Raw genomic sequence first — 23,990 nt, forward strand, 5'->3', positions numbered from 1 at the left:
TGAGTCGGGCGCTAAGGTATTTCTATAATTCTGCCGCTGCCCGTCACCTTCGAACGGCTCAAAGTCGGGTTCCCGAACAATTCGACGTTGCCGCTTCCAGTGATCGACACGTTCGCGTTCGTCTCGGCGGTCAGTCGGGCGCCGCCGCTGCCGGTCGTCGCGATCTCCGCAGATTTTGCGACCAGGCTTTTCAGTTCCGCATTGCCTGAACCGGTGCTTTTCAATCCGACCGTTTCAACGGCGCCCGCAGCCATGACATTGCCGCTTCCCGTGATCGTCAACCGCAATTGGCGTTGGCTTATGTCTGTTAATGTGAGGTTGGCGCTGCTTTGTAATTTCCAGTCCGCGATTGCTGGGCCGGTCAAGTCGATTTCGAGCTTCGACGAGTTGGGCTCGCAGTCCAAACTCAACGTGCCGTTTTCCAAGCGAACATGATCGAGAAGCGCCGCATCTCCGGTGACGACAGCCTCCGCTTTGTCCCCCGGCCGGTATCGGACGGACCCTGGCAGCGTGATCGTCAGGCTGTCGCCGGGGGTAAAGGGCAGGATGACTTGCGTCCTGCTGGACGCCGTCGATTCGCAAGGTAATTGCGATACGCGCGACCAGGTCGCTGCATGAGCCCGATACTGCCCCGAGAGCACAACGCCGGGCGCGAGGAAGACGAAGGCGCCGAGAGTTCCCACAGCAGCGATCAATATCGAAGTTCTCCTCATGGCGAGCTTTCCTTCAACGATGGGGGCCCGTTGGTCTCAAGCGCAGACGCGGCCCCGATCTCGCAGAGACAATGCCGAAGCAAGGCGGCGCGTTCTCGCCAGATATTAGAAAACGGCTCGCCGATTTCTCAACGCGCCTCGCCGATTTCGAAATTCCTTGTTTCGCTCAACGGTTTGGACGGCGCTTTGGCGAGCGCGAGGCGGCGAAACTCGGTCGGCGTCAGGCCGGTGTCGGCCTTGAAGGCGCGGTTGAAGGGGCCGAGCGACTGGAAGCCGGAATCCATGGCGATGGTCAAAACCGGCACGTCTTTTTGGCCGGAATCAGCGAGAGCCGTCTTGGCCTCGTCGATCCGATAGCGGTTGAGAAAGGCGCTGAAATTGCGGCAACCGAGGCCTTCGTTGATGATCTGGCGCAGCCGATATTCCGGCACGCCCATCAGCCCGGCGAGAGAGCCGATGGTCAGCCCCTCCTGACGATAGGCGCGCTCAGCCGTCATCAGGCGCTCCAGGCGGCGCAAAAGAGAGGGCTCAACCGAAGAGCGCCCGTCCTCTCCAGCGGGAATGATCGGCCTTGTTTCATCAAGGCCATCGCCGAGCGCGGAAACGAGCGGGGCGCCTTGATCGCGCCCCTCGGCTTGAAGTAGGCTCCAAGCGCTGACCATCGCCAAGACGCAGAGACCGAAGGCATCGACGAGGCTGCCCATAAGCGAACCGGAAGCCATCAACCTTATCGACAGATCGGAAAGTGGCCAAGCCACGGTATAGGCAAGCGCGCCAATCAAAACCACGATCCGCAGCCGACGCCGTCCGGCCACCAAATCGGCTCGCCAGGTCGCGAAGGTCTGCGAGACAGCCAGCAACGCCAGGACAAGCTCCGCGAGCGCCTCGGCTCGATCGCTCGCCATACCCAGCGAGGGCCATATCGCCCCGCCCTTCCAGGCCAAGAAACCCAGGCCGACCAAGGCCGCCCACAGCCCCGCGTGCCAGCGCCGGAGGGCAAATTCGTCATCGAAAGTCGCCCGCGCCCATAACCAGAAGACGACCGGAGAACCCCAGCCGACTACCGCCAGCGGCAGACTCCACCATGGCCACGGCCGCGGGAACGTCGGCGCCTCACGGATCGCATAAGCGATCGCGCAGACATACAACGCGATGCTCAAACGAACGGCTGCGCTGTTAGCGCGATCCCGCAGCAGAACGGCGGCGATCATCAAAAACAGTCCGACAGCCGCGCCGCGACAGCCATCATCGAGAGCGATAAAACCCGCGCTATTCACTCTTGGGGCGTCCCTTCCGCCACGCGGGTTAAACCGACATCCCCTGGAGCCGTCCGTTCAGGCCCAATCTGCGACGATTTTGGGTTCCGGACAAGCCAGAGTTTACGGCGGCGGCTTCCTGAAGCGCACCCTTTGGTTAAGACACGCTAATGGCGCGACAAGGCGGTTTCAGCTTGTGGTCGGCGGTTGCCGGCGCGGCGGCGCGCCGCCCGCCCCGTCACGGCCGGCTCAGCGCCGGGCCGAGCATGATGAGGGTGACAGAGACAATCGCCAGCGCGACGCCGATCCCCTCGATCCGCCCGAGCTTTTCGCCGAACACCAGGATCGCCACGGCGTTGATCGCGACGAGCTGGATCACCGCCGTCAGGCTGAAGGCGGCCGACATGCCGAAAGTGCGGACGAGCCGCAGCATGATGAGATTGCCGACCGAATAAAGCGCGAGCGTCAGCGCGATCTTGGCGAGACTGGGCGCCAAAGCCCAGGATTTGGCGCTGCCCGCCGCGAGCACATAGATCGCCGTCGAGGCTGCAAGCTGCAGCAGGGCCGAAAGACTCATGGGGCCGATTCTCCTGTCGGCCCACCCCTAGCATCGCCGCCGCACCCGTCAAATGCGCGAGGCCGGAAAGCCGGCGTTCGACGAAAAACTCGGAACCGCCTCCCCGCTTCTGCTAGAATGAGAATCGCGCGGCCGATAAGGACAGCCCATGACCCGCATCATCGAGCATCGGCAGGACGCCGCCCCCGGCGAGGAAGTGTTCGAACTGCGCGTGTTCAAATTGCAGGACGGCGCGGTGCGCGCCTGTGTCGTTCCCGTCGATCTCGCTTTGGGTCACGCCATGATGGACGAGATGAGCGAGCCCGTGGCGCAGGCCTTTCTCGACGCGCTCGCGCTCTGCGAGAAAGAAGGCATCGCCGCGCTCTGGGTCCACGATTCCCTCGGTCTCTTTCCGCCCGCCAACCGTCCGGCGCAGGATAAGTGACGAAATAGCGCCGTTCAGCGGACCTCCAATTTGCCGGCGCCGCCCGCGCTTTTTTGACCTGCGAGGTCATCGACCCGCCTCCCCCGCCTCGCCATGATCCGTTCTATCGACAAATGCCAACAACCCTTGTCGAGGAGAACGAGATGCCCTTCATCGCGACAAAAGACGACACGCAACTTTACTGGCGGGAATGGGGACAGGGCGCGCCGATCCTGTTCCTGAACGGCCTGGGCTGCGGCAGCCAGATGTGGGACTACCAGATCGCCGCTTTCGCCGAACAGGGCTTCCGCTGCATCGGCTTCGACCGGCGCGGTCATGGCCGTTCCGATCAGCCGGCCGGCGGCTATGATTACGACACTTTCGCCGACGATATCGCGACGCTCATCGATGCGCTCAACCTCTCGGATGTCACCCTGATCGCCCATTCGATGGCGGGCGGCGAGGCGGTGCGCTACCTCACCCGGCATGGAAGCAAAAGGGTGGCGCGCATCGTGCTGCTGGGGTCGACAACGCCAATGCTGCTCAAGACGGACGACAATCCGAATGGCGTCCCCCTCGCCGGCTTCGAGGCGCTCTGGGCGCAATGGCGGCGGGACTATCCCAAATGGGTCGCCGACAATATCGCGCCGTTCTTCATCCCGGAGACGTCGCCGGCGATGATGCGCTGGGGCGCCACTCTGCTGCAGATATCCATTCCGGCGGCGCTGGCCTGCAGCCGCGCCATGGTGGAAGAGGACTTTCGCGCCGAGATGCGGCGGATCAAGGTTCCCACGCTACTGATTCATGGCGACCGCGATCGCTCGATGCCCGTCGAGATCACCGGAAAACCTTCAGCCGAGCTCATCCCCGGCTGCCAGCTCCACATCTACGAGGGCGCGCCGCACGGCCTGATGTTCACCCATATGGACCGCCTGCACGCCGACATCCTGCGGTTCATGCGGGAGAGTTAGAGCGCCCGAGGAGGAAATTAACGGGACGCCGAAGATTTACTCCTCCTTATGGGCCAGCGTGAGCACACATCTCGAAATACCGTGCGCGCGCCGCGCCGTTTGCGCTCAACTGGTTGCGTGCCTGAGTCGTGCTCCCCGTAAAGCCCAAGCCCGCTGCGCGGGTCGCTCGCTCCGCTCGCGAGGCTTGACGGGTCCGCGCGGCTCAGGCTTTAGGCTTTCCATAGTCTTTGCTGCGCAAAGACGGCCTCAGGCCGACTTTGGTCAGCAAAGACTATGGATAGCCAAAGGCCGCATCGGATCGGCGTTGTCATCCCTCGGCGAATGCGAAGCATTCGTCCGGCAAGGGGCGAAACGAAGTGAAGCAGCGGCGCAGCCGCTTGATAACGACGGGCCGATGTGGCCTCCGCAAGATGTGTGCTCACGCCAACCCTCGTGCGGAAGCGAGAAATTGGGCCGAGCCCCCGCCCCTACCCCGCATTGATCTCGATCGTCACATGCGACAGCCCGCGAAACCGCGCGAGAAGCCTCCGGTAATATTCCACACTCCTCGCGCGCCTTGTCACCACCGAGACAATCGCGCCAAGATGCCCCGGCCCGAGGCGCCAGAGGTGGAGATCGGCGAGACGGTCGCCGTCGCTCTCGATCGTCTCGCGCAGATCAGCCGCGAGATGCGGGTCCGGATTCATATCGAGGAGAACGGCGCCGGCGTCGCGGATGAGGGTCCAGGACCAGCTCGCGATGACGAACGCGCCGATCAGGCCGGCGAGCGGGTCCATCCACAGCCAGCCAAAAAGCTTGGCGAACAGCAGGCCGACGATGACCAGCACGGAGACGGCGGCGTCGGCGATGACATGGGTCAAGGCGGCGCGCATATTATTGTCGCGCGCCGCCGCGCCATGCGCGTGCTCATGCTCTTCAAAAGCGACGGAATAGACCTGTTCGCCGAGCCGCACATGCGCGGCGAAAGCATGCGGCTCGGGGATTTCGTCGACAGATTCGAGATAGGCGCCGCGATCCGCCATCGCAAAAAGCCGGCGCGCGCCATCCGGGCGCACGGTCTCGACGGACGCCGCCTGCGCGGACAGAGCGGGGCGGCTTGGCGCGCGCAGCCGGAAGCGCGGCGGTACGCCATCCTCGAACACCTCAAGAATGACGTCGCCGTCTTCAGTCGCAATGCGATGCGTCTCGTCATGCGCCACGGCATGACCATGCGCATGGCTGTGGCCGTGACCATGAGAATGGCCGTCTCCGCTCAGCAGCCAGGCGCTCGCGACATTCACCGCCAGACCTAGACAAGCGATCGGGATCGCCTCAGCGAAATCGATCGGCGCGGGAGCCAGGAAGCGCGCGACGGCTTCATAGCCGATCAGCAGCGCGATCATCGCGAGGATGACGGCGCTGGCGAAGGCGGCGAGATCGCCGAGCTTGCCGGCGCCGAAGGTGAAGCGGGCGTCGCCGGCATGTTTGCGCGCATAGGTATAGGCGAGCGCGGCGAGCAGCAGCGCGCCCGCATGCGTGCTCATATGCAGACCATCCGCGATGAGCGCGATCGAACCGAACATCAGGCCGCCGACGATCTCGGCGATCATCATGGCGCCGCAGAGAGCAATCACCGCCCAGGTCTTGCGTTCGCTCTTCTCATGATCCGCGCCAAGAAACATGTGGCTATGCGCGGGCGCCATAGTGCTGGTCGTCATGATCGGCCTCATTTCAAATAGGAGCGCACGACGCCGAGCAATTGCTCGGCCGCCTCTTTGTTCAGCGCGCCGGGATGGCGCTCGGCGTCGACGAGGTGCTCGCGCACATGATCCTCGACGACCTCGGCCATCAGCCCCGCCATTGCGCCGCGCGCGCCGGCGATCAGATGCATCACCGGCTCGCAACCCGCCTCCCCCTCCAGGGCGCGCTCGATCGCCTCGACCTGGCCGCGGATGCGGCGCACGCGGGCGAGCAGCTTTTGTTTTTCGCGGATCGTATGGGACATGCCGCGATATAGCATAGCCCCCCATCCTATTCAACCGCACAAAAAACAAGCAGCCCGCGAGCCGCGGCGCTCAACCAGGGTTGATCGCGTGGGATCGGCGATTTCCTCCGCGCCGCTTTGCCTCTCCCGCGCCCAATGCTATAGGCGCTTAAGCTCCCGCTGCACCGCACAACCCGTCCCCATGAAAGGCACGCGATCCATGGCTAAGATCAAGGTCAAGAACCCGGTCGTTGAAATCGACGGCGACGAAATGACCCGGATTATCTGGCATTCGATTCGCGATAAATTGATCCACCCCTATCTCGACGTGGACCTTCAATATTTCGATCTGGGCGTCGAACATCGCGACGCGACCAACGACAAGGTCACGGTCGACGCGGCCGAGGCGATCAAGGCCTGCGGCGTCGGCGTCAAATGCGCGACGATCACGCCCGACGAGGCGCGCGTCGAGGAATTCAAGCTCAAGGAAATGTGGAAGAGCCCCAACGGCACGATCCGCAATATCCTCGGCGGCGTCATCTTCCGCGAGCCGATCATCTGCAAGAATGTGCCGCGCCTCGTGCCCGGCTGGACGCAGCCGATCGTCGTCGGCCGCCACGCATTCGGCGATCAATATAAGGCGACCGATTTCAGGATTCCGGGCAAGGGCCGGCTGACCATCCGCTTTGAAGGCGAGGACGGCAAGGTCATCGAGAAGGAAGTGTTCAAATTCCCGGGCTCGGGCGTCGCGATGGCGATGTACAATCTCGACGATTCCATCCGCGATTTCGCGCGCGCCTCGCTCAACTACGGCCTGATGCGCAAATATCCGGTCTATCTCTCGACCAAGAACACGATTCTCAAAGCCTATGACGGCCGCTTCAAGGATCTGTTCGAGGAAGTCTATCAGGCCGATTTCAAGGCCAAATTCACCGCCGCCGGCATCACCTATGAGCATCGCCTGATCGACGACATGGTGGCCTCGGCGCTCAAATGGTCGGGCGGCTACGTCTGGGCCTGCAAGAACTATGACGGCGACGTGCAGTCGGACACGGTGGCGCAGGGCTATGGCTCGCTCGGCCTGATGACCAGCGTGCTGCTGTCGCCCGACGGACGCACGGTCGAGGCCGAAGCCGCCCATGGCACGGTGACCCGCCACTACCGCGAATATCAGAAGGGCCGCGAGACCTCGACCAATTCGATCGCCTCGATCTTCGCCTGGACGCGCGGCCTCAGCCATCGCGCCAAGCTCGATGACAATGCCGATCTCGGCCGTTTCGCCGCGACGCTGGAAAAGGTCTGCGTCGATACGGTCGAGGCGGGCTTTATGACGAAAGATCTCGCGCTGCTGGTCGGCCCCGAACAGAAATGGCTGTCGACGACGGGATTTTTGGACAAGGTCGACGCGAATTTGAAGGCGGCGATGGCTGCATAATCCCCTTCTCCCGCTTCGCGGGAGAAGGTCGATTTCGCCGCCTACCGCGCCAGCGCGTCCTTATCCAGCTCCTCGATCTTCACCCGCCCGATCTGTCCCATCGTGCGGCTAAGCTCGTCGCGCAAGATGTCGAACGCGCGCGTCGCGCCGGGCAGTCCCGCCGCCGCGACGCCGTAGAGAATGGCGCGGCCGCAGAAGACGAAATCGGCGCCGCTGGCCAGCGCCACCGCAATGTCGGCGCCGCGGCGCACGCCGCCGTCGAGCATCACCGCCATCTTGTCGCCGACGGCGTCTTTGATCGCCGGCAGCGAATCGAGAGGCGTCGGCCCGCGATCGAACTGGCGCCCGCCGTGATTGGAAATGATGATCCCGTCGCAGCCCGCCGCCAGCGCGCGCTTGGCGTCGTCGGGATGCTGCAATCCCTTGACGACCAGCTTGCCGCCCCACCATTTGCGATATTGGTCGAGATGGTCCCAGGTCTGCGGCGAAAAGCTCTGGGCGCGCGAGAATTCAGCAATTTTGGTCGGGCTCGCGCCCTCGCCGGCATAAGGCGCCCAATTGCCCATGCGCGGCATGCCGCCGTTGGCGAGCCATTGCAGCGACCAGGCGGGATGCAGCAGCCCATCGAGGATCAGGCGCGCGTCATAGCGAATCGGCAGCGCGAATCCGTTGCGGATGTCGCGCTCGCGCTTGGCCTGCACGGGAAGATCGACGGTGACGACGAGCGCCTGCGCGGAAGCCGCCCCGGCGCGCGCGATGATATCGCGGCTCACCGCGATGTCTCGGCTGGGATAGAGCTGGTGCCAGACATGCTCCGGCGCAATTTTGGCCGCCTCCTCGATGCTGGCGATCGAAGTGCCCGAGAGGATGAAGGGCGCGTTGGCGCGGCGCGCCGCCTCCGCCATCGCGATCTCGCCGCCGCTCCAGAACATGCCCGCGAGCCCGACCGGCGCGACGCCGAACGGCACATCATAGGTGCGGCCGAACAGGGTCTTGGCGAGGCTGAGCTTCGATACGTCGAGGAGATAGCGCGGCATCAGGCGCGCCGCGGCGAACTGGGCCAGACTCTGCGCCAGCGCCGCCTCATCGCCCGCGCCGCCGTCGATCCAGTCGAACAGAATGCGCGGCAGCCGTCGCTTGGCGGCCAGACGCAGGTCCGCGATATTGATGGCGCGTGCGAGGTTCATCGTGGATTCCCGTTCAGGCCGCTTTGTCGCGCAGCGCGGCTTCGATCGCCGCCAGCGCCGCTTCGGCGTTGGCGCCGTCGGGGCCGCCCGCCTGCGCCATATCGGGGCGCCCGCCCCCGCCCTTGCCGCCCAGCGCCGCCGAAGCGAGACGCACGAGATCGACGGCGCTATGGCGCGCGACGAGATCGGCGGTGACCGCGACGACGACGCTCGCCTTGCCGTCCTCGGCGAGCGCGACAATGGCGACGACGCCCGAGCCGATGCTCTGCTTGGCCTCGTCGGCCATCGATTTGAGGTCTTTCATTTCGACGCCGCTGACCGCGCGCGCATAGAGCTTCAGGCCGCCGACATCGCGCACCGCATCGGCGCCGGCGGACCCACCGCCCCCGCCCATCGCCAGCTTGCGCCGCGCATCGCTCAATTCACGCTCAAGCTTGCGGCGCTCCTCGATCAGCGCGTTGAGATGTTCGCCCACTTTGGCGACCGGCGTGCGCAGCGTGGCGGCGATTTCGGCGAGCGCATGCGCTTCTTCGTTGAGCCGCTTGCGCGCGCCATCGCGGGTGCGCGCCTCGATGCGGCGCACGCCTGCCGCCACCGCGCTTTCGCCGGTGATCGAGACGAGGCCGATGTCGCCGGTGCGCGCGACATGGGTGCCGCCGCAAAGTTCGATCGAATAGGGCCGCTCGCCATTGTCGCCGCCTTCGATCGTCCCCATCGACACAACGCGCACTTCATCGCCATATTTCTCGCCGAACAGCGCCCGGGCGCCAGAAGCGCGCGCTTCATCGACGCCCATCAGGCGCGTGACCACCAGCTCGTTCTGCAGGATCATGCGATTGGCGATGTCTTCGACTTGCGTCAATTCGGCCGCCGTCACGGGCTTGGGATGGGCGATGTCGAAGCGCAGCCGGTCGGGCGACACGAGCGAACCCTTCTGCGCGACATGATCGCCCAGCACCATGCGCAAGGCTTCGTGCAGCAGATGCGTCGCCGAATGATTGGCGCGAATGGCGAGGCGGCGCGCATGATCGACTTTCAGTTCAAGCGCCATGCCGAGCATCAGTTCGCCCTCTTCGATCTCGATGTCATGGATGAAGAGATCGCCGAGTTTCTTATGCGTGTTCGTCACACGGGCGCGGAATTTGGCGCCCAGGATCGTGCCGGTGTCGCCGACCTGGCCGCCCGATTCGCCATAGAACGGCGTCTGGTTGAGAATCAGCGCGCCCTTCTCGCCGGCGCCAAGGCTCTGCACCTCGGCGCCGTCTTTGAGAATGGCGAGCGCGACGCCTTCGGCGGCCTCGGTCTCATAGCCAAGAAACTCCGTCGCGCCGAGCCGCTCGCGCAGGCCGAACCACACCGTTTCGGTCGCCGCCTCGCCCGAGCCGGACCAGGCCTTGCGCGCCTCGGCGCGCTGGCGCTCCATCGCGGATGCGAAGCCGTCCGTGTCGACGCTCAAACCTCGCGCGCGCAGGGCGTCCTGCGTGAGGTCGAGCGGAAAGCCGAAGGTGTCGTAGAGCTTGAACGCGACTTCGCCGGGCAATTTGGCGCCGGCGCCCAGATCGCGCGTCTCGTCCTCCAATATGGCGAGGCCGCGCACCAGCGTCGCGCGAAAACGCGTCTCTTCGAGCTTGAGCGTCTCGGCGATCAGCGCTTCGGCGCGGATCAGTTCGGGAAAGGCCTGGCCCATTTCGCGCACCAGCGCGGGGACGAGCCGCCACATCAGCGGCTCTTTCGCGCCGATGAGCTGCGCGTGGCGCATCGCGCGGCGCATGATGCGGCGCAGGACATAACCGCGCCCCTCGTTGGAAGGCAGCACGCCGTCGGCGACGAGGAAGGACGAAGCGCGCAAATGATCGGCGATCACGCGATGCGAGACCTTATGCGGCCCGTCGGGATCGACGCCGGACGCGGCGGCGCTCGCCAGGATCAGCGCGCGCATCAGGTCGATGTCGTAATTGTCGTGGACGCCCTGCAGCACCGCGGAGATGCGCTCAAGGCCCATGCCGGTGTCGATCGAGGGGCGCGGCAGGTTGATGCGTTCGCCGCCCGGCAGGCTCTCGAACTGCATGAACACGAGATTCCATATCTCGATGAACCGGTCGCCGTCGGCGTCGGGCGAGCCTGGCGGGCCGCCGGGAATATGATCGCCGTGATCGTAGAAAATCTCCGAACAGGGACCGCAAGGCCCCGTATCGCCCATCGCCCAGAAATTATCTGAGGTCGCGATGCGGATGATGCGCGATTCCGGCAGGCCGGCGATGCTTTTCCACAGATCGAACGCCGCGTCGTCGTCGTGATAGACCGTCACCCAGAGGCGGTCTTTGGCCAGCCCGAACTCCTTGGTGATCAGGTTCCAGGCAAGTTCGATCGCTTGCGGCTTGAAATAATCGCCGAACGAGAAATTGCCGAGCATTTCGAAAAACGTATGGTGGCGCGCGGTATAGCCGACATTGTCGAGGTCGTTATGCTTGCCGCCCGCCCGCACGCATTTTTGCGAAGTGGTGGCGCGGCTGTAGGGGCGCTTTTCGACGCCGGTGAAGACGTTCTTGAACTGCACCATGCCGGCATTGGTGAACATCAGGGTCGGATCGTTGCGCGGCACGAGCGAACTCGACGGCACGATCTCGTGGCCGTGCTTGTTGAAATAGCCGGTGAAGGCCGACCTGATCTCGCTGACGCCGCTCATGAACCCTCGCTTTGACGGATGATTTCCTTCTACAGCATGAATTGAAGGAATTGGAAGCGGGACCGCGCGCGGCGCGCTTCTCTTCAGGCTCCCATCGAAATTCGACAGCGCAAATCGGCCCTTCCGACGGATCGCGCGTTTAGCGCGGCCCTCCTGCCCGCGCGATGTTCTCTTTATCAGAAATACCGTGTTGGAGGCGACGGGAGCGTTCCGCTGCGCGCCGTCGAGAGAGGCGGCGATGAAGCGGATCGCGATGCCCCGGGATCAGGGCAGCGCTGAGGCGCCCACTGAGCGGAGTATCAATGGCGCGCGAAAGCCGTTCGACGTCGCCGCGCGGTCGGGCGCCGCCTCGTTGATGAAGCTTCCGCGAAAAATGAGAAAGGTGCGAAATGACTGGGAACGAATTCCGCCGGCGCCCGTTTTATGGGCAATGCACAGCAACGGAGAAACCCTATGGGTCGCGGAATCTTGCTTTGGCTTATCGGCGTGCCGATCCCGGTTATCATTATTCTTGCACTTTTCTTCCACTGAGGTGGGTTTTTGCGACCAATGGTCGCGCGAATATTTGGAGATTGCCATGACGGATTCAAGATTTATTTCGCGCGCCGCGCCAGACGGTAACGAGGCGGCGTCTTCGGGCGTTTCGTGGCCGGCGATCATCGCGGGCGCGATGGTCGCTTCGGCTTTGTCGCTCGCGCTTCTCATGCTGGGCGCAGGTCTGGGACTGGTCTCCGTTTCGCCGTGGTCGAACGCCAACGTCTCCGTCGCAACGTTCGGCATGCTGGCGGCGGCATGGTTCATAGCGGTTCAACTGTTCACCTCCGGCGTCGGCGGCTATCTCGCCGGTCGGCTGCGCGCACGTTGGGTCAGCGTCCACACCGATGAAGTCTATTTTCGCGATACCGCGCATGGCCTGATTGTCTGGGCCGTCGGCGCGGTCATCACCGCCTTGCTGTTGACCTCCGCCGCGTCCTCGGTCGCGAGCGGCGTCGCTCATGCCGGCGCTTCAGTGGCGCAGGCCGCCGGAAGCGCCGCCGCCGGACCGGCCTCCGAACTCGCAGGCCGGGCGGCTTCGAACGCCAGCGACCCGACCGCCTATTTTACCGACATGCTCTTTCGCACCGATCATCCGGCCGCCCCCGGAGATTCGACCGCGTCGCAAGGCGAGATGAAACGCATTCTCGCCACGGACGCCTTGTCCGGCGATATGCCCGCCGCGGACAAGACCTATGTCGCGCAGGTCGTCGCCGCCCGAACCGGCCTGAGCCAGGCGGACGCGGAAAAGCGCGTGTCCGACGTCGTGGGCCAGGCCAAGAGCGCGAAGGACAAGGCGATCGACGCCGCCAAAACGGCCGCCGAAGCGGCGCGCAAAACGGGCGTCTATGTCGCGCTCTGGGCCTTCATATCGCTCCTGGTCGGCGCGTTTTCCGCCAGCTACATGGCGACTGTGGGCGGACGCATCCGCGACGATCTCCCGATGACGGGTTAGCCCTCTGCTTCGCGACAAAAGAACGCCGGCGGTGCAGGAACCGCAGGAACCATAGCGCTCCGCCGGACGTAATCCCGGGTGTTCTTAAAAAGGAGATTCCTCATGGTTGAGAAAACACTCAATGACTTGTTTCTTGCACAGTTGAAAGACATCTATTTCGCCGAAAAGAAAATCTATCGAACCTTGCCCAAGATGGCCAAGGCGACAAAAGTCCCCGAGTTGAAGCAGGCCTTCACCGCGCATCGCGAAGAGACGCAAGGCCATATCGAGCGCCTCGAGCAAGTGTTCGAAATGATCGGCAAGCGCCCGCAAACCAAAGCCTGCGAAGCGATCAACGGCATCATCGCGGAAGGTGAGGAGACGATCGAAGATTTCGGCGAAAGCGCTTCGATCGAGACGGGTCTGGTCGCGGCGGGACAAGCGGTCGAGCACTACGAGATGGCGCGCTATGGCGCGCTCATCGCCTGGGCGAAACAGCTCGGCATGCCGAAGGCCGCCAGCCTGTTGAACGAAACGCTGCAGGAGGAAATGAAGGCGGATCAATTGCTGAACCAGATTGGGGCCAGCAAGGTCGACAAAATGGCGATGACGAAGATGGCCGCTTGACGACGACTGGCGAAGTGGGCGGCGGCCATGTGTCGCCCTCACCCATGCTTGAGATGCGCGACATCGGTGCGCGAACGAGGGGATGCTCCTTGTTCGCGCAACGATCCATAAGACGCGCTCTTCGAGTCGCAGCGCAATGACCGCTGGCGCGTCTTATGGCCTTGCCCGGCAGAAGCCGATAGCGTGGCGCGCGCGGCCAATGCGGCGATCCCGCCGCGCCGCGACCTGAGGGAACGACCCATGCCGCCTCCCGCCATCGAACGCTGGAAGGCAATCGCCAAGTCCCGCGACATGGCGGGCCTCGACGCCCTGCTCGCCGACGATGTCGTGTTCACCTCGCCGGTGGTCCGCACGCCGCAGCGCGGCAAGCCGATCACGTTGAAATATCTGACCGCCGCCCTCGCCGTGCTCGGCGGCGACGCCTTCCGCTATGGCGAGGAATGGATCGGCGAAAGCTCCGCCGTGCTGGAGTTTTTCACAATTATCGACGGCGTCAAAATCAACGGCGCCGATTTCATCGGCTGGAACGCGGCGGGCGAGATCGAAAGCTTCAAGGTGATGGTGCGGCCGCTGAAAGCAATCCAGGCGATCCATCAGGCGATGGGGGCGCGGCTGGCGGGCGGGGCTGGATCGGCAGGGTGAGGCTGGGCTGACGCCATCTCGTCGGCGCGGGAAGCAATCAAAGCGCGCGAAGCACCCGCGAAGCGGTTGCCTTGATGGCTTCGCGCAGCAATGGTGTGTATCTCCGGATCGACGCGCAGCATCATCTATCCGGAGAACGCTTTCTGCGGCGGCTTGCCGATCCTGGCGCAGGTCGCCATGTAGTCCGCGACCGCCTCGCGAAAGGCGGCTCGCAGATCGCCCACATTGGTGGCGTGGAAGCTGACGACGTCATCGATGCCGGCAATCTTGCCGTGAAAAATGCCGTCCTCGTCGTCATATTCGATGTGGGCGGCATAGCTCTTGTGGCGCATGGCGCTCATGGCCTGACTCCAATTTGCGCCAGGAAATCCCTGGCTTGCCTGACTTGATATCCCGAGGCCTCTTTGTCTGGATGCGGACGGTGGAAGATATCAGAAAATGCAATCGACAACGAAGGCGCGCCGGTCGTCCCGCGCCGGACAGCGCGGATTAGCCGAGCCGTTCCCGTAAGAACCCGCCGATCGCGTCCACCGACTGTTCGGCGGCGAGAAAGTGGCCGAGGCTGGATTGGAAGACATGCGGCATGCCGGTCCAGACCGACAGCGTGACGTCAACGCCCGCCGCGCGCGCCAGCTCGGCGTAGCGCCGGGAATCGTCGAGCAGCAATTCATCGTCGCCGACGTCGATGCGGATCGGCGGCAAGCCTGCGAGCGCCGCATAAAGCGGCGACGCCTTGGGGTCGGCGGCATCACGGCCCTGCAGATAGGAATCGGCGAAGGCTGCGAGCACGCCGCGGGTGAAGATCGGATCCGCCTCGGCGCGGCTTTCCATACTGGCGCCGGTCAAAGCGAGGTCGGTCCAGGGCGACATGACCGCCGCGCCGAGCGGCTGCCGAGCGCCCTGCGCCCGTTCGCCGGCGAGGATCGACAGCAGCGCGAGCGTCAGGCCGCCGCCGGCGGAATCGCCCGCGATCACGATCTTCTCGGCGCCTTCCGCGACGAGGCCTTTGTACGCCGCGACCGCATCGTCGATGGCGGCCGGAAAGGCGTGTTCGGGCGCGCGCCGATAGTCTGGCAGAAAGGCGTCCGCGCCGCCGCGCGCGGCGATCTGGCCCGCGAAATTGCCAAACGCCGCGGCCGAGCCCAGCACATAGCCGCCGCCGTGCACATAGAGCAGGCGTGCGCCGGGTTGGGCGTTAGCCGGGCGGACCCAAAAGCCGGGGACGCCGCCGACAGTTCCCGGCTCCAGCCGCACATGGTCGGCGGCGGGCGTCGTGGCGAGCATGGCGTCGAACATCGGTCGCGCGTCCGGGCCGAGAATCTCGCCCTTGTGGGCGGCGGCGGCCTGCCGCATCGCCGCGACGGCGGGGGCGTCCTGCGACGATAGGGGATGGATGATGGTCATGATATTTCTCCTGTTCTGGTTGGTCGTCCCGGCGCCGCTACGCCGCCACGCGGCCGGAAAGCGGCGATGTATCGTCTGGCCTCAGCCCCTGGCCCACTGAGCCGCAGCGTCTCGCGCAAAATCGCGGTACGAGCGCGGCGCCCGGCCAAGCAAGGCCGTGAGGTGGGCGATGTCGGCGGCGGTCGCCACCGCGCCATCCCTCTGGTAGCGGCCGAACATCAGCCGCAGGTCGAGCGCGTGCCAGCTCGGCAGCATGGTCTTGAAGCGCTGTTCGAGCAGGCCGAGATCGTCGCCGCCATAGCGGATGGCGCGGCCGAGCGCTTCGCTCCAAATGGCGGCGATCGCCTCCCCGGTCAGGCTGTCGGGACCGACCAGCGCATAGGTCTCGCGGCCCAGCGGCGCGGGCGCCCGTTCCCGCCGCGCAAGCTCGATCGCAGCGGCCTCGCCAATGTCGCGGATGTCGACCATCGAGACCCCCTTCGCGCCGATCGGCGCGCCATAGGCGCCATAGGTCAGCAACGGCTCCTTCTGGCGAAGGTCGTTCTGAATGAAATAGGCCGGGCGCAGCACCGTCGCGGGAAGGCCAAGGTCATCGATCATCCGCTCGACCGTGTGCTTGCCGGCGAAATGCGGCACGTCGGCATAGGTCTCGCCCTTGAACACTGAGAGATAGACGATGCCCTTGACGCCAGCCTCGCGCGCGACGGTCAGTGCGAGCATCGTCTGCGTCAGTTCGTCGGCGACGTTCGGCGCCAGCAGGAACAGCGTGCTGACGCCCTTTAGCGCCGCACGCATCGAATCCACATCGGCAAGATCGCCGCGGACCGGAATCATGCCGGTCGGGATTTGCGCCTTCTCAGGCGCGCGCGTCAGCGCGCGCACCTCGACGTCCCCACCCTGCAAGTGGGAGAGAACCTGGGACCCGATCGTCCCCGTGCTGCCGGTAACCAGAATTGTCATGACCAGAACTCCTCAAAAGGCCGCGAAAGCCGTGTGCCTTGAGGCGAAAGATACCCGTTCCATTCTCGCAAGGAAGACGCCATAATCTGGACAACACGTCTCATTTTCGGAACAGCACGATGGATCTGCAAGCCCTGGCCGATTTCAATCTCGTGGCGGCCCATAATGGGTTCGGCCGCGCCAGCCGCCTCTCCGGGCGATCGAAGGCGACGCTGTCGCGCCGGGTCGCTGAACTCGAACAGAGTCTGGGCGTCAGGTTGATCGAGCGCGGCGCCCAAACGTTGCGCCTGACCGAGGAAGGGCGGACGCTGCATGAGCGCACGCAGGGACCGCTCACGGAAGTCGCCGAAGCGGGCGAGGCGGTTGTTTTGGGCGCTTCGACTCCGCGCGGGCGGCTGCGCGTCAGCGCGCCGGTCGTCTTCGCGCATGTCGCGCTTGGCCGGATCGGCGCGCGCTTCGCGCTGGCCTATCCCGAGGTGCAGCTCGAGATCGTCGCCGATGACCGAAAGGTCGATCCGGTCGAGGACGGCTACGACCTGATCATCCGGATCGATCCTTCGCCCGACGACCGCCTCGTTGGCCGCCGCTTCCTGAACGACGAGCGATTGATCGTGGCGGCGCCCCATGTGCCGCGCCCGGCCGCTGCAACCAACGGTTCGCCGGAAACTTTGGTGAAGGCTGTACTGTTGAGCGCCGCGCCTCCTGACGTCGTCTGGCGGTTACGAACCGGGACGAAGGACATCCTTGTGCTCAGACCTCAACCGGTCTTGCGTCTTTCGTCCCTGTTGATGGTGCGCGAGGCTGTGCTGGCTGGCGCCGGCGCCGCGTTGCTGCCGAAACTACTCGTGGCGGACGATCTTACGGCGGGCCGGCTTGTTCTCTGGGGCGCCCATGACGCGCCTTCCGTGGAAATCTGGGCGCTGCAAAGCTCACGCCGGCTCATCGGCGCAAAAGTGCGCGCATTCCTGGACGTGATGGAAAAGACCTTTCCGGAGAAGAGCTTCGTTCCTCCATCCTGAAGAAAGACATCGACTCCACGCGCATTGGTAAATCGTAAGCAGGACGACAAAATCGGCGCTTTGGCGCCGGGATCGAAGGCCCGGCGCCGCGCAACTTCTAGCCTTTGATGAAAGCCAGCAGGTCGGCGTTGATGGTTTCGGCCTCGGTCGTAGGCATGCCATGCGGAAAGCCTTTATAGGTTTTCAGTACGCCATTTTTCAGCAGCTTCGCCGACAGCGGTCCAGAATCGGCATAGGGCACGATCTGGTCGTCGTCGCCGTGCATCACCAGCACTGGCACGGCGATCTTCTTCAGGTCTTCGGTAAAGTCGGTCTGGGAGAAGGCGACGACGCCGTCGTAATGCGCCTTGGCGCCGCCCATCATGCCCTGGCGCCACCAGTTCCAGATGATGCCTTGCGATGGTTTCGCGCCGGGCCTGTTGAAGCCATAAAACGGTCCGGCCGGCACATCGTAATAGAATTGCGCGCGGTTTGCGGCGAGCTGCGCTTGAAAGCCGTCGAACACTTCCTTCGGCAGGCCGCCCGGATTGGCCGCCGTCTTCACCATCAGCGGCGGCACCGCGCTGATGAGCGCCGCTTTCGCTACGCGGCTTTCGCCATGGCGGGCAATGTAATGGACGACTTCGCCGCCGCCGGTGGAGTGGCCGACATGCACCGCGTTCTTGAGGTCAAGATGCGCCGTCAACGCCGCGAGGTCGTCGGCGTAGTGATCCATGTCGTGGCCGCCCCCGACCTGGCTCGAGCGGCCGTGGCCGCGCCTGTCATGCGCAATGACGCGGAAGCCCTTCCCGACGAAGAACATCATCTGCGCGTCCCAATCGTCCGCCGACAGCGGCCATCCGTGGCTGAAAACGATGGGCTGACCGGCGCCCCAGTCCTTGTAAAAAATCTCGACGCCGTCCTTGGTGGCGATCGTGGGCATCTCGCTGATCCTTTTGTTGATTGGGAGCTGAGCGCCTCCAATGTGGAAGAGATAGGCCGCATGGTCGATAATGCGGATTGGCGAAACTGACATTCCTCGAGGCGATACTGCCAATGGCGACCAGCGACGCCCCGACGGAGATTGGCGTCCTAGCCTATCCCAGTTCCCAACTTGCCGCGATCCATGCGTTGGCGCGAAAGCCGGGTTGAATTTCATCCTCCGCTCCACAATGTTCAGAACGCATTGAGATATGAGAGCCACGAGATGGGCCAAGCCGCGCAGTTTTATTCTATCTTCGAAACGGCAAGCGGCTTTTGCGGCCTTGCCTGGAGCGCCTTGGGCGTCACGCGCTTCCAATTGCCGACGAAAAGCGCCGAGGCGACCCAACGCCTTCTGCTGCGCCGGGCGCCCGGCGCGGAACCTGGCGCGCCGACTGCCGAAATCGCCGAAGCGATCGCCGCGGTGAAGCGCTATTTCGCAGGCGAGGAGACGGACTTTTCTCATGTCGCGGTCGACCTTGGCGGCCAGGACGCATTCTTTGCGCAAATCTACGCGGCGGCGCGGCAGGTCGGCTGGGGCCGCACGACTACCTACGGCGCTTTGGCCAAGCAAGTCGGCGCCGGGCCGGAGGCCGCGCGCGATGTCGGACAAGCGATGGCCAGGAATCCGGTCGCGCTGATCATCCCCTGTCACAGGGTGCTGGCGGCCGGCGGCAAGATCGGCGGCTTCTCCGCGCCGGGGGGATCGGAGTCGAAGATGCGGATGCTGGCGCTCGAGGGCGTTCAGGTCGCGCCACCGCCGCCAGCGCAGCGCGCGTTTGAGTTTTGAACGCGAAATTAGGGCGGCGCTTTACGAACGCCCTCGTTATCGTTGTCCGTCAGTTCGCCCCAACGCCGCAATGGGCGTCGACAATGCGCTGCAACATCGGCGCGTAATGCGCGAATTCCGGCGTGACCATGCCCGCGATCTTGCCGGCGTCGTCGAGATGGCGAACCCGCACGATTTCCCTGAGGTTCGGATGCTTCTGGAACGCCGCGACTTCCGCGGAATCCATCGGGCCGGCCTGCAGCTTCAGCGAATGAACGGAGGCCTCGGAGAGCTGCGCAAAGTAGTTTGGATCCGTCGCGCATATGTATCGTTTGGCGGCGACATGCTGGCGCACGCAGTCGGTGACGAGGCTGGGAAAGAAACGTTCAAGCACCCGCGCGCCGGCCTCTTCGTGATGTTTGTCATGCGTATCCTCCATCGAAAACATGCCGAACTCGCTGGTGAAGTGACCGATGTCATGCAGGAGCGCGGCGACGATGATGATTTCCGCCTCGCCTTGCCGCTCCGCGAGACAGGCGCCCTGCAACATATGCTCGGCCATGGTCACCGGTTCGCCGAGATATTCCTCGCCGCCGCGGCGTTCGAAAATATCGCCGAGGAAAGCGACGATCGTCTCGGGCGACAGCGCGTCGTGCTTCGGCGGCGTCATTCCGCGGCCTCCTTCTGCTGCGTTTCAATGGCGGCGAGGGTCGACAGCAGCCCATCCTTGTCCGCATAGCATCCCTGGAGCCAGCGCGAGCCTGCCCCTGAATAGCCCTTGCGGGCATGCAGAACGCGGGTGTTGTCGACAATGAAAGATTCGCCCGGAACAAGCTTGAAAGTCACTTCCATGGCGGGATCGTCGATGATTTCTCCCAGCCGCCGGTAAGCGGCGTAATAGCCGGCCATGTCGTCATAGGGCACGTCGGTGATCGCCGCCGCCGACCGGTTATTGAATCTGATGCCGATCATTTCGCCATCAGGGGCGAGTTCGATCATCGGACGGCGCGCGCGCAGGCAGACGCCCGCGCCGCCGGCATATTCAAACCTCGCGCAATAGCGCGTCAGCAGCTCAAAGCCGCGCGGGTTTTCCTCCCGAAGCCGCTCGGCGGCGCGAAAGCCGTCAACCACCATGTTCTCTCCGCCCTCGGCCGAATTTTCCAGGCAATAGAGAATCTGAAGGGTCGGAACCGGGTCGCGGTAGGGGTTGTCCGTATGGGCCTGAAGGCCAAGCCCGGTGAAAGCCAGATTGGACGGATTGACTTCCGTCCTGACCTCGAAATGCTTGCCGTAATTGGTTTCCCTGACATAGCCGAACAGCGCCGCCACCCGCAGCAGCGCGCCGCTTTCGACAGGCCCGCCCGTGAGCTTGCCAAAGCCGTAGCGGCGCACCCCATGCAGCCAGGCGCCCAACGCCGCCTGATGGCGGCTGACAGTCCCAAAATCGGCCAGCGTGATTCTTGCGCCAAGGCCCGCGTCCCAGGTCTCGATCGCCGGGGCTGTCCAGCCTGAGGCGCGCGGCTCGGCGTGATCATAGGCATGGTCGGCCAGCCAGCGCATGTCATAGGCGATAGTCCGGTTCTCCGGCTGGAACGTCACCTGCAGCCGGTCCGCCTCGCGCGTGGCGGCGGAAATGTGGGTGGCGGCCGCGATGTCGCGCAGCGCGATCAGCTTTTGTCCGTTGCCTGGCGCGCGGGTGGCTTCGTCCCAGGCGTTGTCGCGCAGCCAGATCGCATGGAAGCGCCGCCGGCCGCGTCCGGGGAAAGTCAGGGCGATGGCGGCGCCCCCGTCGAGGATTTCCAATGGCTCCGGCATTCCCTGCTCCTGTGTGCGCATCGACAGCGTCCTCGACATATGCGACGCGAGAAGCCATAAACACAAACAACGAATATCGATAAGAAGGCATCAAATCCGTTATGGCTGAGCATCGTCAAACATTGCCGCCGCTCGAATGGATCCGGGTTTTCGAGGCCGCGGCGCGACTGGGCAGTTTTACCGCCGCAGGCCACGAGCTGGGGCTCACGCAGGCCGCCGTCAGCCAGCGCATCCGGCATCTGGAATTGCGATTAGGCGCGCAACTGTTCAATCGGCAGGCCCGAGGGGTCAGCCTGTCGACGCCGGGAGAGGCGTGGCTGCCGCATGTGCAGGCCGCTTTCGCGCAGCTCGGGCATAGCGCCGCCAATCTTTTTGAATCGCCGCGTCGCAAGATCGCGATCGCAGCGTCGTCTTCGGTCATCGAGCTGTGGATCGTTCCGCGCCTTCTCCCTATTGCGCGCCGTCTTCCGCATGTTCAGCTCGCCTTTGAAACGATCCAGCGTCTGCCCGATTATGAGCGCTCGGACGCTGATTTTGAGATTCGTTTCGGCGAAGGCCATTGGCCCGGACGCGACGCGCGTCGCCTCTTCCCGGAGGAGCTTGCGCCCGTCGCGTCGCCGGCTCTGGCTAGGGATATCGCGGACGACTGGCGGGCGCTGCCGCGTATCGCGACCTCCGGGCCAAGATCAGGCTGGCGGGATTGGTCGAACGCGATGGGCGAGCCGCCGCCGCCGGCGCCCTTGCTCCGTTTCGACACTTTCGCGCAGGCATTGGCGGCGGCGGAGGCTGGAGCGGGCGTTCTGCTGGCGTCGCTGGCGCTCTGCCAGGCCGCGATTGACGCGCGTCGGCTCTTGCGCTTGGCTGACCGGTCGCTGCGCATGGAAGGCGGCTACTGGATCACATGGGCGCTCAACCGGCCGGAGTTCGCCGAGCGCCGCACCCTCGTCGAGTGCCTCGTCAATCCGCAGCCGATAGAGGCTGGGAAAGGTGCGAGGGCGTAAGCCGGGATTTTACGGCGAGCGCCCGCCCGCCCCCTCAGTTCACCCCGAGCTTCTTCTGCAAGCTCGTCGAGGAAGTCGTATATTGGAACAGCAGCTTCTTATCGGGATAGACGTAACGGAACGCCTTCTGCGCTGCGAGTGCGGCTTCGTGGAAGCCTGACAGGATCAGTTTCAGCTTGCCGGGATAGGCATTGATGTCGCCGATGGCGAAAATGCCCGGCACGTTGGTTTCGAATTTCTCGGTGTCGACGGGCACCAGGTTTTCGTGGAGATTGAGGCCCCATTGAGCGATCGGGCCGAGCTTCATCGTCAGGCCGAAGAACGGCAGCAGCGTATCGCAGGCGATGTCGAAAACATTGCCGTCCTCGCCGCGTACGGTGGCTGCGTGCAAATGGCCGCCCTCGCCCTTCAGCGAAGTCGCCTGCCCGAGCACGAAATCCATCTTCTTGGCCGCGACAAGCTCGCGCATCGCATTGACCGAATGGGGCGCGGCGCGGAAGGCGTCGCGCCGGTGCATCAAAGTGATGCGCTCGGCGATCGGATGCAGGTTGAGCACCCAGTCCAGGGCGGAATCGCCACCCCCGACGATCAGCACCTTCTTGCCGCGAAAGTGCTCCATCTTGCGCACGGCGTAGAAGACGCTTTTGCCCTCGAAATCGTCGATGCCGGCGATCGGCGGCTTCTTGGGCTGGAACGAGCCGCCGCCCGCCGCGACAATGACGACCTTGGCCTCAAAAACCTTGTCGCCGTCAGTCGTGATGCGAAAGGATGGATGTTCCGGCGTCCCAAGAACTTCAAGGCCTTCGACCATTTCGTTCAAGTGGAACGTCGGCCCAAACGGCTGGATTTGCAGGGTCAGGTTTTCGACCAGTCCCTGCCCCGTCACCATCGGGAAGCCCGGAATGTCGTAGATCGGCTTTTCCGGATAAAGCTCCGCGCATTGGCCGCCGGTCTTGGGCAAGATGTCGATCAGATGGGCCTTGATGTCGAGAAGGCCGAGCTCGAACACCGCGAACATGCCGATCGGTCCGGCCCCGACGATGACGACATCCGTCTTGATATGTTCGGTCATGCCTTCAGCCCTGCTTGCCGGGGGTCGTCACCGCTAGGCCGTCCAGCGCCGGGATCACCTTGATCTGGCAGGACAGGCGCGAGCTCGGGCGCACTTCAAAGGCGAAGTCGAGCATGTCTTCTTCCATTTGCGACGGTTTGCCGACGATCTCGGTCCATTCGGGCGCGACATAGACATGGCAGGTGGCGCAGGCGCAGGCGCCGCCGCATTCCGCGTCGATGCCCGGAACGCTGTTGCGCAGCGCCGTCTCCATGACCGTCGACCCTTCCTGGGCCTCGACCGTTCGCGATGTCCCCTGCGAATCTGTATAGGTAATGTGGATCATGGAGCGGACTTCTTCCTGTCTTGAGCCGACGAACGCAAATCTTGGGCCAGCGCGCGCCTTCTTAAAGGCTCGCGCGGCGCAGCGAAAGGCCGAAATCGCCGGCAAGCTTTGCTATTTCTTGTAGACGCGATCGTTGGCCGCGTTCAGCGCGCAAGCGCTTTGTTTTCGGCTGATCGCGGCGGACGAATGCTTCGCATTCGCCCGGAGGCCCGCGACCGCGCCTGCAAGTGGGTTTGGCCCTTGTTCCCTTGCCTAGTGGCCCAGCAATTGGGCGATCGTCGCTCTGGCCTCGGCGACCGCGGCGGCGAGCGCGGCGAGAGCTGCGCCGGCCGCGGCCCCGCGCGGCGGCGCGGCGCAGCTCGCCTCATAAACCTGCGCGGTCCGGGCGACCCGGCCGGCGCCGATGGCCAGGGCCGAGCCCCGCAAAGTATGGGCGAGATCGCCGCGGGTTTTGGCGTCGCCCGCGCCCGGCTCCATCAATTGCGCAACGATTCGCGCCGATTGGCGTTCGAAAAGGTCGAGAAGCTCCACCTCCAGCGCCTGATCGCTCAGGGTCTGGCGCGACAGATGCACGAGATCGATGACCGGCTCGCCCTCCTGGCCGCCAAAAGCCTCGTCGCCGCCGCCAAAGCCCTGCTCCGCGGCCAGGTATTCTCTTGATTTAGAATGGTTTATAGCAAGTGCGACCATGGCCGGCTTCCTCAATGTCAGACGCGTTGAAGCGTCATTTTCCGGTG

25 protein-coding genes are annotated in these 23,990 nt (G+C 64.2%); 9 read left to right on the forward strand and 16 right to left on the reverse strand.

The features are described 5' to 3' along the window. Window positions 1-11: 11 nt before the first annotated feature. From GSQ90_RS03465 to GSQ90_RS03475, 3 genes are all read right to left on the reverse strand, one after another. The gene (locus tag GSQ90_RS03465; RefSeq protein WP_158813335.1) at window positions 12-713 is read right to left on the reverse strand and encodes a GIN domain-containing protein; all 702 of its coding nucleotides are present in this window, start codon (window positions 711-713) and stop codon (window positions 12-14) included. Window positions 714-841: 128 nt separating this feature from the next. After that, the gene (locus GSQ90_RS03470) at window positions 842-1,924 is read right to left on the reverse strand and encodes an AraC family transcriptional regulator (RefSeq protein ID WP_158813337.1); all 1,083 of its coding nucleotides are present in this window, start codon (window positions 1,922-1,924) and stop codon (window positions 842-844) included. Window positions 1,925-2,207: 283 nt separating this feature from the next. Continuing rightward, a complete protein-coding gene (locus GSQ90_RS03475) occupies window positions 2,208-2,546 on the reverse strand; it encodes a hypothetical protein (protein ID WP_158813339.1) in 339 nt (112 codons plus the stop codon). A 148-nt stretch (window positions 2,547-2,694) separates the two neighbouring features. Between GSQ90_RS03475 and GSQ90_RS03480 the strand changes: the two genes are divergently transcribed. Together GSQ90_RS03480 and GSQ90_RS03485 are read left to right on the forward strand one after the other, a co-directional pair. Further along, the gene (locus tag GSQ90_RS03480; protein ID WP_158813341.1) at window positions 2,695-2,970 is read left to right on the forward strand and encodes a hypothetical protein; all 276 of its coding nucleotides are present in this window, start codon (window positions 2,695-2,697) and stop codon (window positions 2,968-2,970) included. A 143-nt stretch (window positions 2,971-3,113) separates the two neighbouring features. Continuing rightward, a complete protein-coding gene (locus GSQ90_RS03485) occupies window positions 3,114-3,920 on the forward strand; it encodes an alpha/beta fold hydrolase (RefSeq protein ID WP_210254807.1) in 807 nt (268 codons plus the stop codon). Window positions 3,921-4,387: 467 nt separating this feature from the next. Here GSQ90_RS03485 and dmeF read toward each other — a convergent pair whose 3' ends face one another. Further along, window positions 4,388-5,617 (reverse strand): CDF family Co(II)/Ni(II) efflux transporter DmeF, encoded by a 1,230-nt coding sequence (gene dmeF / locus GSQ90_RS03490; RefSeq protein WP_158813353.1) that lies wholly within the window; start codon window positions 5,615-5,617, stop codon window positions 4,388-4,390. 8 nt (window positions 5,618-5,625) lie between these two features. Further along, window positions 5,626-5,904 (reverse strand): metal/formaldehyde-sensitive transcriptional repressor, encoded by a 279-nt coding sequence (locus GSQ90_RS03495; RefSeq protein WP_158814204.1) that lies wholly within the window; start codon window positions 5,902-5,904, stop codon window positions 5,626-5,628. A 199-nt stretch (window positions 5,905-6,103) separates the two neighbouring features. Here GSQ90_RS03495 and GSQ90_RS03500 point away from each other — a divergent pair, with 199 nt between their 5' ends. Beyond that, the gene (locus tag GSQ90_RS03500) at window positions 6,104-7,318 is read left to right on the forward strand and encodes an NADP-dependent isocitrate dehydrogenase (RefSeq protein ID WP_158813355.1); all 1,215 of its coding nucleotides are present in this window, start codon (window positions 6,104-6,106) and stop codon (window positions 7,316-7,318) included. 41 nt (window positions 7,319-7,359) lie between these two features. Here the strand turns inward: GSQ90_RS03500 and GSQ90_RS03505 are convergent, their stop codons facing one another. Next, window positions 7,360-8,505: an alpha-hydroxy acid oxidase gene (locus GSQ90_RS03505; RefSeq protein WP_158813357.1), complete on the reverse strand. Its 1,146-nt coding sequence runs from the start codon at window positions 8,503-8,505 to the stop codon at window positions 7,360-7,362. Window positions 8,506-8,518: 13 nt separating this feature from the next. Further along, window positions 8,519-11,191 (reverse strand): alanine--tRNA ligase, encoded by a 2,673-nt coding sequence (alaS, locus tag GSQ90_RS03510; RefSeq protein WP_158813359.1) that lies wholly within the window; start codon window positions 11,189-11,191, stop codon window positions 8,519-8,521. A 577-nt stretch (window positions 11,192-11,768) separates the two neighbouring features. Between alaS and GSQ90_RS03515 the strand changes: the two genes are divergently transcribed. The 3 genes from GSQ90_RS03515 (at window position 11,769) to GSQ90_RS03525 (ending at window position 13,928) form a co-directional block, all read left to right on the forward strand. Further along, window positions 11,769-12,680: a hypothetical protein gene (locus tag GSQ90_RS03515; protein WP_158813361.1), complete on the forward strand. Its 912-nt coding sequence runs from the start codon at window positions 11,769-11,771 to the stop codon at window positions 12,678-12,680. Window positions 12,681-12,782: 102 nt separating this feature from the next. Beyond that, window positions 12,783-13,286: a ferritin-like domain-containing protein gene (locus GSQ90_RS03520; RefSeq protein ID WP_158813363.1), complete on the forward strand. Its 504-nt coding sequence runs from the start codon at window positions 12,783-12,785 to the stop codon at window positions 13,284-13,286. 240 nt (window positions 13,287-13,526) lie between these two features. Further along, entirely contained in the window at window positions 13,527-13,928 is a 402-nt protein-coding gene (locus tag GSQ90_RS03525; protein ID WP_158813365.1) for a nuclear transport factor 2 family protein, read from the forward strand. 125 nt (window positions 13,929-14,053) lie between these two features. Here the strand turns inward: GSQ90_RS03525 and GSQ90_RS03530 are convergent, their stop codons facing one another. From GSQ90_RS03530 to GSQ90_RS03545, 3 genes are all read right to left on the reverse strand, one after another. Beyond that, window positions 14,054-14,269: a type II toxin-antitoxin system HicB family antitoxin gene (locus GSQ90_RS03530; protein WP_158813367.1), complete on the reverse strand. Its 216-nt coding sequence runs from the start codon at window positions 14,267-14,269 to the stop codon at window positions 14,054-14,056. A 148-nt stretch (window positions 14,270-14,417) separates the two neighbouring features. Then, the gene (locus GSQ90_RS03540; protein ID WP_158813371.1) at window positions 14,418-15,332 is read right to left on the reverse strand and encodes an alpha/beta hydrolase; all 915 of its coding nucleotides are present in this window, start codon (window positions 15,330-15,332) and stop codon (window positions 14,418-14,420) included. An 81-nt stretch (window positions 15,333-15,413) separates the two neighbouring features. Then, window positions 15,414-16,292, reverse strand: coding sequence for an NmrA/HSCARG family protein (locus GSQ90_RS03545; protein ID WP_158813373.1), 879 nt, complete (start codon window positions 16,290-16,292; stop codon window positions 15,414-15,416). Between the two features lie 119 nt (window positions 16,293-16,411). On the opposite strand from GSQ90_RS03545, the gene GSQ90_RS03550 reads away from it, so the two are divergent. Then, on the forward strand, window positions 16,412-17,311 hold the full coding sequence (locus GSQ90_RS03550) for a LysR family transcriptional regulator (protein ID WP_158813376.1): 900 nt from the start codon (window positions 16,412-16,414) through the stop codon (window positions 17,309-17,311). A gap of 97 nt (window positions 17,312-17,408) precedes the next feature. On the opposite strand, the gene GSQ90_RS03555 is transcribed toward GSQ90_RS03550, so the two are convergent. Continuing rightward, window positions 17,409-18,233 (reverse strand): alpha/beta fold hydrolase, encoded by an 825-nt coding sequence (locus GSQ90_RS03555; RefSeq protein ID WP_158813378.1) that lies wholly within the window; start codon window positions 18,231-18,233, stop codon window positions 17,409-17,411. 264 nt (window positions 18,234-18,497) lie between these two features. On the opposite strand from GSQ90_RS03555, the gene GSQ90_RS03560 reads away from it, so the two are divergent. Then, window positions 18,498-19,061 carry a methylated-DNA--[protein]-cysteine S-methyltransferase gene (locus tag GSQ90_RS03560; RefSeq protein WP_158813380.1) on the forward strand — a complete coding sequence of 188 codons (564 nt, stop codon included), beginning with the start codon at window positions 18,498-18,500 and terminating at the stop codon, window positions 19,059-19,061. Window positions 19,062-19,110: 49 nt separating this feature from the next. Here the strand turns inward: GSQ90_RS03560 and GSQ90_RS03565 are convergent, their stop codons facing one another. Further along, complete coding sequence (locus GSQ90_RS03565; protein WP_158813382.1) at window positions 19,111-19,710, reverse strand: HD domain-containing protein; 600 nt, start codon at window positions 19,708-19,710, stop codon at window positions 19,111-19,113. Beyond that, on the reverse strand, window positions 19,707-20,855 hold the full coding sequence (locus GSQ90_RS03570; RefSeq protein ID WP_158813384.1) for a TauD/TfdA family dioxygenase: 1,149 nt from the start codon (window positions 20,853-20,855) through the stop codon (window positions 19,707-19,709). The genes GSQ90_RS03565 and GSQ90_RS03570 overlap by 4 nt, the downstream gene beginning before the upstream one ends. 101 nt (window positions 20,856-20,956) lie before the next feature. Between GSQ90_RS03570 and GSQ90_RS03575 the strand changes: the two genes are divergently transcribed. Beyond that, window positions 20,957-21,856, forward strand: a complete 900-nt coding sequence (locus tag GSQ90_RS03575; protein WP_158813386.1) for a LysR family transcriptional regulator — start codon at window positions 20,957-20,959, stop codon at window positions 21,854-21,856. Window positions 21,857-21,890: 34 nt separating this feature from the next. On the opposite strand, the gene GSQ90_RS03580 is transcribed toward GSQ90_RS03575, so the two are convergent. From GSQ90_RS03580 to GSQ90_RS03590, 3 genes are all read right to left on the reverse strand, one after another. Continuing rightward, entirely contained in the window at window positions 21,891-22,928 is a 1,038-nt protein-coding gene (locus GSQ90_RS03580) for an NAD(P)/FAD-dependent oxidoreductase (protein ID WP_158813388.1), read from the reverse strand. Window positions 22,929-22,932: 4 nt separating this feature from the next. Then, the gene (locus tag GSQ90_RS03585; protein WP_158813390.1) at window positions 22,933-23,253 is read right to left on the reverse strand and encodes a 2Fe-2S iron-sulfur cluster-binding protein; all 321 of its coding nucleotides are present in this window, start codon (window positions 23,251-23,253) and stop codon (window positions 22,933-22,935) included. A 252-nt stretch (window positions 23,254-23,505) separates the two neighbouring features. Then, window positions 23,506-23,943, reverse strand: coding sequence for an Hpt domain-containing protein (locus GSQ90_RS03590; RefSeq protein ID WP_158813392.1), 438 nt, complete (start codon window positions 23,941-23,943; stop codon window positions 23,506-23,508). Between the last annotated feature and the right edge of the window lie 47 nt (window positions 23,944-23,990).

It is taken from the genome of Methylocapsa sp. S129 (genome assembly GCF_009765995.1).
GTDB lineage: Bacteria > Pseudomonadota > Alphaproteobacteria > Rhizobiales > Beijerinckiaceae > Roseiarcus.